The following is a 13,680-nucleotide window of genomic DNA, read 5'->3' as shown; positions in this document are numbered from 1 at the left end:
ATAATTTTTCCTGCTACAACTAGTTTATTGCTCATGTCAACCGGTTTAATGGCAAAAGAAAATAAATTAACGGATGAACCAGATTCTGCTTATCTATTTTCTTACAATGCGAATGGCCTGCGCTTCGCCTGGAGTCGTGATCAGACCAACTGGACACCAATCGGCAATGGTTACCTGTTTTTGAAAAGCGATTATGGCAGGTGGGGAAGTGAAAAAAAGATGATTACGCCTTATGTAATCAGGGGAAGAAATGGCGAATGGGTTTGTGCATGGAGTTTAAATGATCAGACCAATCAATTTGCTATAGCCACTTCTAAAAATTTAATAAACTGGGGCCCGCAACATTATCCGTATGTTGCCATGGGGAAAAATGTACTAAAACCTGTTGTTAATTACAACCAGCTGAAAGATGAATATTCTATCACTTATGCTGACATAGCTGGCAAACATTTTCAAACCAAAACGAAGGATTTCATCACTTATGAAAAAGCTGTTGAAGTCTCGCTATCAGCATTTAATGATGCGAATAAAACAGCAAATATTTCAGGTAATGCCATTGGGCAATCCCATTATGTGGCCTGGTCAGTGATAAAAGAGCTTCAACAGAACTACGACTTACAGCAATACAAATCCAGACAAAACAGCGAAACAACCAAAGATGATGCACAAAGATTTGCTGGATTAAAACCTGTTGATGCTAAAATCACCGTTGATACAAAAGGTGCAAAAGCCATCAGCAATATGCTTACGGGTATATTTTTTGAAGATATTAATTATGCTGCAGACGGTGGGCTTTACGCCGAATTGATTCAGAACAGAGGATTTGAATATCAACCCAGTGATAAATCTTATAATGATAAAAACTGGAACAGCACTTTTGCATGGAAGTTAAAAGGAGATCAAACCACTTTTACGGTAGATTCAATTGCCCCTATTCATCGAAATAATCCGCATTACGCTGTTCTGGATGTTAAAGTTACAGGTGCCGCATTAAGCAATACGGGTTTTGATGGGATAGCAGTTAAAAAAGGAGAAGCCTATCTTTTTTCTGCTTTCAGCCGGCAATTGGCTGGCCATACTGCTGGTTTTGAAGTGCGTTTAGTAAGCGATACAAAGGGTATTCTAGCTAAACTTACTTTAAAAAATAACACTTTCTGGAAAAAGGTAAGTGGCACTTTCTATCCATCAGCAGATGCAACAGATGCCAGACTGGAAATCATACCACTGGCTACCGGAAAATTTGCTTTTGATATGGTTTCCTTATTTCCTCAGAAAACTTTTAAAGGGCATAAGAATGGCTTAAGGGATGATCTTGCTTCACTAATTGCCGATATTCATCCCAAATTTGTTCGCTTTCCTGGTGGATGTTTAGCGCATGGGGATGGTATTCAGAATATTTACAAATGGAAAAACACGATCGGTGATTTAGAAACACGGAAACCAGACCGCAACCTTTGGGGCTATCATCAAACCATGGGATTAGGCTATTTTGAATACTTCCAGTTTTGTGAAGACATTGGTGCGGCCCCCGTTCCAGTAATTGCCGCAGCAGTGCCTTGCCAAAACTCAGGCACAGGTGGTGGCGGTCAGCAAGGCGGAATCCCGATGGAAGAGATGGACCAGTATATTCAGGATATTGTAGATTTGGTAGAATATGCCAATGGCGATGTGAATACTACATGGGGCAAAAAAAGAGCTGAAGCAGGTCACCCGAAACCCTTTAATTTAAAATATATAGGAATTGGAAATGAAGACCAGATTACCCAGGTATTTAAGGAACGCTTTACATTGATTTATAAGGCACTACAAAAAAAACATCCTGAAATTACGATTATTGGTACAGCAGGCCCATTTTTTGAAGGTACTGATTATGAGGAAGGCTGGAAAATTGCCACGGATTTAAAAGTTCCGATTATTGATGAACATTATTATCAGTCGCCCGGATGGTTTATTAATAACCAGAACTTTTATGATCATTACGATCGTTCAAAATCAAAAGTTTATTTAGGTGAATATGCGGCAAGTTTGCCAGGAGGAAATAAAACCAATCTGGAAACGGCTTTGGCTGAAGCCTTATATTTAACAGCATTGGAAAGAAACGGAGATGTAGTGAGCATGGCTTCTTATGCGCCACTGATTGCAAAAGAAGGACATACACAATGGAATCCGGATTTAATTTATTTTAACAATAGTGAAGTAAAACCAACAACAGGTTATTTTGTGCAGCAACTTTATGGCAACAATGCGGGCGATAAATATCTACCTGGTGAAATAAAATTATCAAATGATCAGGATCAGGTGAGTAAACGAATAGCCTTTTCTGTCGTAAAAAACACGCAAACCAACGAACTTTTCGTCAAATTAGTTAACTTGTTACCTGTTGAAGTGAATACTACGCTTGATCTGGGCGATCAGACTAAAAGTGATCATATGGCCACAAAAACTGAAATTTTCGGCAATCCATCAGTGCGACTGATCAAACCGGTCACTTCAAGTGTAAATATAAGTGATGCATTAAAGCTTCCTGCTTATTCTTTTACCGTGTTGAAGATTAAGTTGCTGAAATAAATTTAGCATGATGATTCGCTTGGTTACCCCCTAGAAGAACCCGTCTTTGCGAAGCAGATTCTTCCTCTACTGAAGCATCTCCATCGAAGAATCTACAAGGGAGATTGTCTTCCTGAACTCACGAAGACTCGTCCTCCTGAACTTTTGATTCAGGAACTTATCAAAATAGTTGCTGAACTAAATTCAGCATGACGATTCGTTTAGTGAATCCCCAAGAAAAAACTTGAAGAGTCGTCCTCCTGAACTTGATTCAGGAACTTATCAAAATAGTTGCTGAACTAAATTCAGCATGACGATTCGCTTAACAGCTTTCCTTTTTGATGACTAACACCCTGGACTTACGACTCCAGACTGAAGACTCCAAACTCCAAACTACCCCCCTGCCCTATTTTTAATATCATCAGTAGCAGTATTTCTGGATCTTGCAGACTTCACATTTTGGTTACCAAAGTTATAACTGATGTTAAAGGAAGCTCTTCTGTTGATATAATTATTCTGAACCCTTAGATTAACATTCTGATAATTCAAAGTACCCTTCCAGTAATTGGTTGCAAAAATATCATCAACATTTAATTTAAATTTCAGCGTTTTATTCAGGAAGCTTTTTTGCACACCGGTGTTCAAGGCATACTGATAAATAATGGTTTTTTCCAGTCCCCTCACTTTTGGAGAATTTAACCAGAAGTTGGTTTCTATGGTCCAGTTATGAGACAGTGTAATGGAACTGGTGATGTTAAAATTGTAAGATACCTTGCTCAACGCAAAAGGAGCTCCTTCTAAGTTGTTATCATTAAATTTATTATAAAAGAGGTTAAAGTTATTTTGCAAATTCCACCATTTGGTAACGGCCAAAGGGAAATATAAACCTGCAGAATAGTACTCACCGCTACCGATATTGCCTTGGCCCACGGTAACAATTCTGGTGCTATCGTTTTGCGCCGTCTTACTATCTAATATTAAATCTTTGATTTTGGAATACCCCAGAGAAAAAGATAGTCCGCTCTTATAACTATAGCTTACTTCAAAATTATTGGTAAACTGTGGTTTTAAATATGGGTTACCTTGTTGTATGGTGTAGGGATCCATATAAAAATTAAAAGGATTTAATTGCTGGTAATTAGGTCTGTCAATCCGTCTTCCATAGGTGTAACGCAGGTTACTACTTTCAGAAATTTTCTGATTAACAAAAACTGTTGGAAACAAAGACAAGTATTTTTGATCTGAAGCGGTATTATTGGTGATTAAAGCGCCTGTAGCATTTGTATATTCTGCCCTTAATCCAGCCTGGATTTGAAATTTGCCTAAATCTTTAGAAAGATTGGCATAAGCTGCATTAACATTTTCTTTATAAATAAAATGATTGCTCTGGCCTGCAATGTTTTGCCAATTATTATTTAAGAAAGCAGAAGATAAAAAATTATTATCGGTTTTAACAAAGCTGGTTTTTAATCCAGTCTCTAATTTGGTCGTTTTTGATATTGGCCAGGTAAAATCAGCTTTAGCGGCAAAAATGTCGATATTGGTTTTGCTATCGTTTTTGATAATGGTTTGATTGTAAATGGTTCCAGCTTCATTAAAGAAATTCGTATTAAAATTTTCAAGGCCAGTGTAATCAAACCCTGAATAGTCGGCATCAAAATTTAAACTCGCCCCTTCCTTTTTAAATTCATGTTTGACATTAAAATTTGCACTATAGTTTTTATTGGGTGTATTGGCATCCGAATTTAAAATAAGCGAATTATTGCTTGTTACACCAGATTGAACTTCATTGATAAAAGTCTGAGAAAAATTATCCAGTTTGCGGGTGCTGGTATTTCCGTCTAGCATGATGCCAATGGTAGTTTTTTCACTTGCATAATAATCTGCGCCTAATTTAGCCGCTAACCTGGAACCTGTATATATTTTTTTAAAATTTTGATTGAAGGCACTTTGCAAACCACCAGAATTTGTATTTCTTTCTAAGAGCAGATTAGAGAAGTTATTATTTTTAGAAGCATTGGCGTTACTGTAAAAATTCCATTTTTTATTCCTGTTGTTGATATTAAAATTCAAATCGGAGCCATAAATATTTCTTGGCAAGTTTGCCATGAGGGCATTACGGTATGTTGATGAAATACTTCCATTGGTGCCAAAGGCTTTATTCTTTTTTAATTTAATATTAATGATTCCTGCATTACCTGCGGCATCATATTTAGATGAAGGATTGGTAATAATTTCTATAGTAGCAATCTGGCTGCTATTTAAACTTCCCAAATAAACTGCTAAATCTGCACCCGATAGAAAATTATTCTTCCCATCAATCATCACCATTACACCCGATTTATTGTTTAACAAAATCTGTTCATTTTGTTTATCAACTTGTACACCCGGTGCCTTCTCCAAAAGCTCCAAAGCCGTACTTCCTGATGAAACAATACTGTTTTCTATATTCAGCACTGTTTTATCTATCTGATGTTCAACAAATGGTTTCTTGCCTGATACACTCACTTCATTCAACTGCTTAGTTAAACTTTGAAGGGTTATAGCAGGTATATTTAGATTACCATTTAGTAAAAACTTATCGGTTTTCTTGGTTTTATATCCAACAATAGAAACTGATAAAATGTATGTTCCTTCCTTTAACTGATTCATTTCATAAGCACCATCTAAATTCGTTGCCACCGTTTTCACCACACTGGTATCAGGAAAATTTAAGAGTCTAACGATTGCAAATGGCACTGCGACAGCCTTTTCATCTATCACCTTACCTGTTATTTGAGGTAAATTTTGGGCAAAGGAAACCCCGCACACCATCAGGCATGTCATTAACGTAAATAATATTTTCATGGCTTTTTTGTTTTTATTAAACTGTAGTGTAGCGGAGGAACGTTTTAACGATATTTACGATCTTCAGCATTAATACCCAATTCTTCTTTCAATTCTCTGATTCTGTTTAGGATAGAATCCTGTTTAAGCGTATCAACAGGTGTATTTTTTTGCGAAAGTTCTAAATCATGCAGTTCATCTTTAAGTTTTTGCTTATTTAGCGCTTCTTCTTTTAATTGAGCGATGCATTTCAATCCATCCTCCGTCATGATCCAGGATGTGTAATCATTTTTGTCCCCTTCCTTTTCGCCACAATCCCAGATTCCATAATTATTTACATACCTGTATGAATCTTCTTTTAAAATCACTTTTGTACCAACCGGAATTTCAAGTTGTAAGCGAACTTCCTGGTTTCTCCAAATGGTTCCTTTTCGAAGCTCAAAACGTGGATTAAAAACTATTGTCGAATCTTTTAAACTGTATTTATAATCTATATTCTGTGCGTTTTGTAAGGCACTTTGAAAAGTTTTACCTTGAGATTCGTATTTTTGTATCAGGCGTGTAGCATTTGTCGCACCTTTTTCAATATCAATACGGATGTTATTTGGCATCACAAAAGGTCCGTTTTCAAAATCATCAGTTACAATTTGCTTATTTTCATTGGCGTTAATATGATAAGTAATGCTGTCTTCTCTGCTAAAGTATCTACTTCTGTCAATATCAATAATATACGTCTTAAAAGCCTTTAAATCAACCGTTTGCGTTAATTCTGCATGTTGCTTAAATTCAGAAGATATTTTTGCAGCCTGGTAACCAGCAATGGCTACACCACCTAACCAAATGATCAGTAAAGCAAAAGAAAGTGTTTTATTAATGGCTTGCTTATTAAAAGCAACCCGGATAGAGAATAATACAAGCGCTAAAATCGGGATAAATAATACGATAAAAGCACTGAATAGGATCACACCCCTGTTACCATCATTGATGATTGAAAATGGAAAAGAATCATAAATACTCGAATCCCAAAAGCCTTGAAAAGCGGCGGTGGTGATAATCAGCATCAATAATAAAAATGCCCCAAATACGATGATGAAGCCCGCTATTACCTTAAATAATATTTTCCCTGATCCAGATAAAAACCGACCGATCCATTCAAAAAACTCACCGATTACCATTCCGAAGCGGGCAAATATAGGCAGAGCATGTTTGTTTACTTCTCCTAAACGTTCTTTAACGGCTTGCAATTCTTCATTCAAATTCTTTTGAAATCCCTGTAAGTTGGCCGGTTCACCTTTCATTTCCATCTTTTCCAATCGGGATTTTGCCTTAGGCATAATGATCCAGAGTATGGCATAAACCAGAAATCCGAATCCGCCCAGAAAGGCCATCAGCAATACTGCAATTCTAATCCATTTGGCCTCGGTATTTAAAAAATGAGCAATTCCTGAGCAAACACCAGCTACTACCCTGTCGTCCATATCCCGATATAATTTCTTTTCGGCATATTGGTGTTGGTAAGAAGATTCTAATACCGGTTCTTCTTCATTTTCTTCTACGGAATCAAAATCTTTAACACGTCCCATTTGGCTAACCACATGCTGAACATCATTCGTGTCAACCACTTGTTTCTTCTGATCCTGTAACTGCTCTGTTAATAATTCTGCAATGCGGTTTTCGATGTCGGTAACAATTTCCAGATCGTCTGCATGATTGGCAAAATGTTGTTTAACTTCATTAAGATAAGCCTTTAAAAATTCGTAGGCGCTTTCTTCGATGTGAATAATCGTATTTCCTATATTGATGATGATGGTCTTTTCCATTTCCTTGTTTGCGTTATGAGGTTGTTGAATTGGCGCCACTTTGTGATATGCCTACAGCATAAGCAAGTTCTTGCCAGGTTTGATCTAATTTTGATAAAATTTCCCGACCAACATCAGTTAAGGTATAATATTTTCGGGGCGGACCTGAGGTAGATTCTACCCAGTTATAGCTTAATAAACCATTGTTTTTAAGCCTGGTTAATAATGGATAAAGTGTTCCCTCTACCACCAGCAATTTTGCCGAGCGTAATTCAGCAATAATATCCGAAGCATAAATCTCGCCCCGGGAGATGATTGATAAAACACAGTATTCCAGAATTCCTTTCCGCATTTGCGTTTGCGTATTTTCTGCTATCATAATACAAAGATATATGTTTTATATTGTACTATGCAATACATAGTACTAAAATAAATCATTATTAAATCACAAAACATTGATAATCAGTTTATTAATTTTAATTTAAAATTAATAAACTTAGATAATGAAGTTCTTTTCTCCAGGAATGACGAAGTTTTGTAAGCTTTTAAGGTCACATTCGATCAACTTACGAAGTTTCAATAGCCAGAAGCGTGGCAGGACTTCGCCAGTTTAAATGTGTACTTAAATTTGCCAATAGACTGACGAAGTTTTTCACCCCACGAAGGCCAACGAAACTTTGTAAGTCGATTAGTAAACTTTTTATGACTACCTTACCTTAAATCCTGATTTAATATGAAAATTGCTGTTTTTAGTACCTGTTCTTATGATCAGGAATTTTTAGAGAAATTTAACACTGGTCATAAAATCGTTTTTTTTGAACAATCGCTGAGTTTATTAAGTGTTGTTTTAACAAAAGATTTTGATGCGGTATGTTTATTCGTAAATGATAAGGCAGATTATGAAGTTTTAGATAAACTGAAAGATAATGGTGTAAAGCTAATCCTTTTACGGTGCGCAGGTTTTAATAATATTGATCTTGAGGCTGCAGAAGAATTGGGAATCAAAATTTTAAGAGTACCAGCCTATTCCCCCGAAGCAGTGGCAGAACATACTGTAGCCATGATGCTTACTTTAAACCGCAAAACCAATAAAGCCTATAACAGAATAAGAGATGGCAATTTCTCACTGGAATCTTTAATGGGCTTCAATTTAAATGGTTGTAAAGTTGCGCTAATTGGCACCGGAAATATTGGAAAAGCCTTGTATAAAATATTAAAAGGTTTTGGCTGTCAGGTTACTGCATTTGATCCTTATCCAGATGCAACTTTAATTTCAGAAGGATTGGTTTATGCAAATCTGAAAGATACACTTTGTGATGCAGAAATTATTTCTTTGCATTGCCCATTATCAGATCAATCATTTCACATGATTAATGAGCAGACTTTAAAGTTTTTTAAGAAAGGTGCCATGCTGATCAATACCAGCAGAGGTGGCCTTATAAACACTTCTGATGTAATTAAAGCCCTGAAATCTGGTCAGCTTGGTTATTTAGGTCTCGATGTTTATGAACAGGAATCAGCCTTATTCTTTCATGACCTTTCTAACGAAGTTATTCAAGATGACCAGATTACCCGCCTGATGTCGTTCCCAAATGTTTTAATTACTTCTCATCAGGGATTTTTTACACGTGAGGCCATGCAGCAAATTGCAGAGATTACTTTCGCCAATGCCGATGCCTTTGCTACTGGCGCGGCAATGCCAAATGAGATAAAGCCATAACTAAACAAGCAAAAGTATTAAATCGCCTTACATTTTTCCGCCAGCCAGAAGGCTTCTTCCTTATTTAACTCTGGTTTCAACTGGTCATAAACCATTTGATTGTATGTATTTAGCCAACTAATTTGTTCGGGAAGCAACCATTCTGCCTGAATGATTGAAGTATCTATATAAGCCAGGGTTACCGTTTCAAACTGAAGAAATTCACCAAAACGAGTTGTTTCTCCCGTAACGGTAAGCACAAGATTTTCAATCCGCACGCCATGTTTGCCAGGTCGGTAAATTCCAGGTTCTATGGAAGTGATCATGCCTGGATCTATCGATACCGCAGCATTTGACGAACCAATATTTTGAGGACCTTCATGAACATTTAGATAATAACCCACACCGTGGCCTGTGCCATGACCATAATTAATACCTTGCTGCCACAGTTGCTGACGGCAAATTCCATCAATCTGATACCCTCTGGTACCTTTAGGAAATTTAGCCGCAGAGCCAAAAATCATAGCAGAAAGCACCAGTGTATAATCCATTTTTTCTTCATCTGTTGTTTCACCTAACGGAACCGTTCTGGTAATATCGGTTGTACCATAGTAATAATGCCCACCAGAATCTAATAGGAAAAGTCCACGCGGAAATAATTCGAGGTGGTTGATTTCATCAGGAGCGTAATGTGGCAGTGCAGCATGTGGACCATAGCCTGCAATGGAAGCGAAGCTGATGCCTGCAAAATTTTTACCGAGCTCACGAAATTCTTTAATTTTCTGTGCTGCAGACCATTCCGTTATCTTTATTTTACCAATATTTTCTTCCAGCCATTTAAAAAAACGGGTGAGCGCTACGCCATCACTTACCATCGCTGAACGGATATTTTCAATTTCAACCTCATTTTTGATAGCCTTGAACAATACCACCGGATTGGTTTCCTTAACCACATGTACTGTTGCAGAAAGCTGCGTTAAAAATTGATAGGAAGTTCGTTTCCCATCTAGTAAAACGGTACAGTTTTCCAGCTGTTGAATATCAGCACCAATTTCATGATAGCCTTTTAGCTTTACACTTCTTTCTGCAAATAAATCGACATCAATAATAGATAATTTTTGATTATCAAGGTATAACGTAACTTCATCTATGGTGATTAATGCATAGCATAGCACCACCGGATTATAGCTAACGTCATTTCCCCTGATGTTAAAAAGCCAGGCCAGATCATCCAAACTGGAGATGATATGAACACTAGCCTGGTGATCTTTTAAGGCTGTTCGAAGTGCAGAAAGCTTACTTTTAAAGGTTTGCCCGCAATCTTTTTCTGGCAGTAAAACAGCAGGATGAGTCGGCAGAGCTGGTCGGTTTTGCCAAATTTCATCCATTAAATCTAAATGCCGGATATTAATATGATGGCTAGCCAGGGCGAACTTAATTTCTTCTCCTAAAACCATCGACATCAGTTGATAATCAAATGCCACCACCGATTCATCATCTAATTTTTCACTTAACCAGGCGATATATTCAGGCGTATGCTGAACTTTTAACTTCACTAACTCGTAGCCGCTCCCTGCAAGTTGCTGTGCGGCTTGTTCAAAATAACGGAAATCAGCCCAAAGCCCGGCAAAATCTGGCGTAATCACCAATGTTCCGGCAGAACCGCTAAAACCCGAAGCAAACTGAATGCATTTATAGCGATCGGGAACGTATTCGCTCATATGTGGATCAGAAGAGGGAATAATATAGGCATCTACGCCCGCTTCCTTCATTTTAGCACGAATGGCCTTTAATTTATCCTGATTGGTCATATCCATTAATAAGCATTGTTTCTAATTTCTTCCACTTCGCTGATGTCTATCGCCAAAGGTTTCCCTAACAGCTGGAGGCCTTCATTGGTCATGGCATAATTATTCTCCAAACGGATACCACTAAAATCCTTAAACTTTTCTACTGCGTCATAATTGATAAATGATTCGAATTTCCGTTCGGCCTTCCATAAATCAATCAGTTCAGGAATCATGTAAATTCCAGGCTCGATGGTAAATACATAACCAGGCTCCAAAGCACGTCCTAACCTTAAAGATTTAAGTCCAAACAGTTCTTTTTCTTTCTTTAAAGTATCGTCATAACCAACATATTCTTCACCTAAATCTTCCATATCATGAACATCAAGCCCCATCATATGGCCTGTACCACATTGAAAAAACAAGGCATGTGCACCTGCAGCCACGGCTTCATCCATATCACCTTTCATTAACCCCATTGCTTTCATGCCTTCGGCCAAACCTTTACAGGCTGCGTAATGAACGTTGATATATTTTGCATAAGGTTTTGATACTGCTTCAGCACTTTGAAGCGCAGATTGAACAATCGAATATATCTCTCTTTGTCTGTTGTCGAATTTTTTACCAACTGGGAAAGTCCTGGTTAAATCACCACAATAACCCATCGCAGTTTCCATTCCTGAATCATTTAAAACCATCTGTCCATCATGCATAACATTTCCGTGAAAATGATTGTGCAGAATTTCACCATGAACGGTTAAAATAATCGGATAGGCAATATTGCCACCAGTCCGCAGCGCCTCAGCGTAAATGAACGCGGCAATCTCCTCTTCTTTCATTCCCGGCCTGGTTTTACGCATGGCCAGCAAATGCATATCGATGCTGTTATTAACAGCCTGTTCTATTTCATTAATTTCTAACGCTGATTTGATTGCCCGTTGCGCTGCCACTGCTTTAATAAAGTGCACTGATGCAGATGGCTTCAAATGATGCACATTAAGGCCTAATAAATCAGCCAGCTTGATTTTATTCTCTGCCCGGTACGGTGGTAAATAGTGAATTGTTCTTTTTGCTGAAATCGCCTTATTGATATAACCAGACAGCCCATCCAATGGAAGGACTTTTGAGATACCTACGAGATTTGATTTTTCGTAAATAGTTTGTTGTCTGCCCATCCAAACGATATCATCAATGCTCATTTCATTTCCGAAGATCATTTCCTGGTTTTCATCTATATCAATAATGGCAACCAGACCCGGACGTGCAATTCCGAAATAGTATAAAAATGTGCTGTCTTGCCTAAAGCTATATGCATTATCTGCATAATTCATCGGACTTTCTTCATTGCCAAAAAAAAGAAGCAAGCCAGATTTTAATCTCTGGGCCAATTCGGCTCTTCTTTCTACATAAACACTTGTTTGGAACATCTATTTTATTTCTAGTGGATCAAAAATTTGTTCAAAAATAAGAAAAGCGATAAATAATGCCTGCTCCTTTACGTCACAATCTCAAACAGGATAAGATCATGCGCTATAGGGTGAAAATCAGTAAAGATAGCCCGGCAGATTTACACCAAATTAGCATATGGATAAAATGGAATCGAAAAGAAGCAGTTACCCTAAAAGTATCGGGTACATCATCGCTAATGAAGGAGCCGAACGCTTTAGTTTTTACGGCATGCGTTCTATTCTGGCAACTTTTCTGGTTTTTCATTTCTTCAATCCAACACTAAATCCTGCTTTGCAAATTACAGCAGAGGCTAAGGCCAATGAAACCACACACTTTTTTGTATCGCTGGCTTATGCCCTTCCTTTTGTAGGTGGCCTGGTAGCCGATTGGTTTTTTGGAAAATACAAGGTGATTATTTATGTGTCGATAGTTTATTGTATTGGCCATTTGTGTTTGGCCTTATTTGATCATGATCTGGAAAAATTTAAATATGGCTTAATTTTAATTGCCATAGGTGCCGGAGGCATTAAATCTTGCGTTTCAGCCAATCTTGGCGATCAATTTACAGCAAGCAACAAACACCTGATGTCTAAAGTTTATGGTTGGTTTTATTTTAGCATTAACGCCGGATCCGTGTTGTCTACTATCCTTATCCCATTAGTTTATGATCGTTATGGCGCAAAATGGGCATTCGGAATCCCTGGAATTTTAATGGCTTTAGCCACTGTCATTTTCTTTTTGGGTAGAAAAACTTACACCAATGTTCCACCGTCTGGTGTGAATAAAAACAATTTTGTTTTCATTTCTATCTATGCACTGATTAACTGGCGATCTAAAAAGAAAAAACAATCGCTGCTGGATGTGGCAAAAGCTAAATTTGATCACCAGAAAGTGGAAGATGTCAAAACAGTATATAATGTACTGGCCGTATTTGCTTTCATTCCGATTTTTTGGGCACTCTGGGATCAGAATTTATCGGAGTGGGTATTACAGGCGACCAAAATGGATCGTCATATTCTTGGAATCAATCTCCTGCCTGAACAAATTCAAACAGTAAATCCATTTTTCCTACTGGTCTTTATTCCCATATTTAATTACGGGCTCTATCCTTTCCTGGATAAAAGGGGATTGAAAACCACACCATTAAGAAGAATAGGTGCGGGACTTATACTTACCGCTGTATCTTTTATTATCATCGCACTCATTCAAACTAGTATTGATGGAGGAGCAAGCCCATCAATAGGCTGGCAGATTCTAGCCTACGCCATTCTGGCGGCAGCAGAGGTTTTAGTCTCCATTACAGGATTAGAATACGCCTACACACAAGCCAGTAAATCAATGAAAAGCACCATGATCGCCATCTGGCTACTTACAACTGCTTTAGGAAATCTTTTTACAGCATTGGTAAACAGGAGTATTTCTAACAGTGGTTTCTTTGCGCAGTTTAAAGGCGCAGATTATTACTGGTTTTTTATTGGTTTGCTCAGCCTTTTCATTGTAGTCTACCTTTTTGTTTCGCCCAGAATAAAAGAGCGACAGGAAACAGTTGATCTAACACCCATTCAACCCTAAC

At 37.7% G+C, this 13,680-nt stretch carries 8 protein-coding genes; 3 read left to right on the top strand and 5 right to left on the bottom strand.

The genetic code is table 11. The features are described 5' to 3' along the window. The first annotated feature begins 33 nt into the window (after positions 1-33). A complete protein-coding gene (locus AN34_RS03945) occupies positions 34-2,568 on the top strand; it encodes an alpha-L-arabinofuranosidase C-terminal domain-containing protein (RefSeq protein WP_029282556.1) in 2,535 nt (844 codons plus the stop codon). 372 nt (positions 2,569-2,940) lie between these two features. Here the strand turns inward: AN34_RS03945 and AN34_RS03940 are convergent, their stop codons facing one another. Genes AN34_RS03940 through AN34_RS03930 form a run of 3 tightly spaced genes read right to left on the bottom strand, consistent with a single transcriptional unit; the run spans position 2,941 to position 7,551 of the window. Continuing rightward, positions 2,941-5,394 carry an outer membrane beta-barrel family protein gene (locus tag AN34_RS03940; protein ID WP_029282554.1) on the bottom strand — a complete coding sequence of 818 codons (2,454 nt, stop codon included), beginning with the start codon at positions 5,392-5,394 and terminating at the stop codon, positions 2,941-2,943. 44 nt (positions 5,395-5,438) lie between these two features. Further along, entirely contained in the window at positions 5,439-7,193 is a 1,755-nt protein-coding gene (locus AN34_RS03935; RefSeq protein ID WP_051666220.1) for a PspC domain-containing protein, read from the bottom strand. Positions 7,194-7,206: 13 nt separating this feature from the next. Continuing rightward, the gene (locus AN34_RS03930; RefSeq protein WP_029282550.1) at positions 7,207-7,551 is read right to left on the bottom strand and encodes a PadR family transcriptional regulator; all 345 of its coding nucleotides are present in this window, start codon (positions 7,549-7,551) and stop codon (positions 7,207-7,209) included. Positions 7,552-7,905: 354 nt separating this feature from the next. On the opposite strand from AN34_RS03930, the gene AN34_RS03925 reads away from it, so the two are divergent. Beyond that, a complete protein-coding gene (locus tag AN34_RS03925; protein WP_029282548.1) occupies positions 7,906-8,892 on the top strand; it encodes a 2-hydroxyacid dehydrogenase in 987 nt (328 codons plus the stop codon). 17 nt (positions 8,893-8,909) lie between these two features. On the opposite strand, the gene AN34_RS03920 is transcribed toward AN34_RS03925, so the two are convergent. After that, positions 8,910-10,682: an aminopeptidase P family protein gene (locus AN34_RS03920; RefSeq protein ID WP_029282546.1), complete on the bottom strand. Its 1,773-nt coding sequence runs from the start codon at positions 10,680-10,682 to the stop codon at positions 8,910-8,912. Between the two features lie 5 nt (positions 10,683-10,687). Continuing rightward, on the bottom strand, positions 10,688-12,085 hold the full coding sequence (locus tag AN34_RS03915; protein WP_029282544.1) for an aminopeptidase P family protein: 1,398 nt from the start codon (positions 12,083-12,085) through the stop codon (positions 10,688-10,690). Positions 12,086-12,242: 157 nt separating this feature from the next. Between AN34_RS03915 and AN34_RS03910 the strand changes: the two genes are divergently transcribed. Further along, positions 12,243-13,679, top strand: a complete 1,437-nt coding sequence (locus AN34_RS03910) for a POT family MFS transporter (protein WP_029282542.1) — start codon at positions 12,243-12,245, stop codon at positions 13,677-13,679. The last annotated feature ends 1 nt before the right edge of the window (position 13,680 follow it).

Origin of the sequence: Pedobacter sp. R20-19 (genome assembly GCF_000708265.2) — a bacterium.
GTDB lineage: Bacteria > Bacteroidota > Bacteroidia > Sphingobacteriales > Sphingobacteriaceae > Pedobacter.
Note: the sequence above shows the minus strand (reverse complement) of the source record. Positions and strands in the feature narration are given on the sequence as shown.

Bases quoted from the DNA above. Each gene is read 5' to 3' on its own strand.
- AN34_RS03945 (WP_029282556.1), top strand. From the start codon at position 34: ATGTCAACCGGTTTAATGGCAAAAGAAAATAAATTAACGGATGAACCA.
- AN34_RS03940 (WP_029282554.1), bottom strand. From the start codon at position 5,394: ATGAAAATATTATTTACGTTAATGACATGCCTGATGGTGTGCGGGGTT.
- AN34_RS03935 (WP_051666220.1), bottom strand. From the start codon at position 7,193: ATGGAAAAGACCATCATCATCAATATAGGAAATACGATTATTCACATC.
- AN34_RS03930 (WP_029282550.1), bottom strand. From the start codon at position 7,551: ATGATAGCAGAAAATACGCAAACGCAAATGCGGAAAGGAATTCTGGAA.
- AN34_RS03925 (WP_029282548.1), top strand. From the start codon at position 7,906: ATGAAAATTGCTGTTTTTAGTACCTGTTCTTATGATCAGGAATTTTTA.
- AN34_RS03920 (WP_029282546.1), bottom strand. From the start codon at position 10,682: ATGACCAATCAGGATAAATTAAAGGCCATTCGTGCTAAAATGAAGGAA.
- AN34_RS03915 (WP_029282544.1), bottom strand. From the start codon at position 12,085: ATGTTCCAAACAAGTGTTTATGTAGAAAGAAGAGCCGAATTGGCCCAG.
- AN34_RS03910 (WP_029282542.1), top strand. From the start codon at position 12,243: ATGGATAAAATGGAATCGAAAAGAAGCAGTTACCCTAAAAGTATCGGG.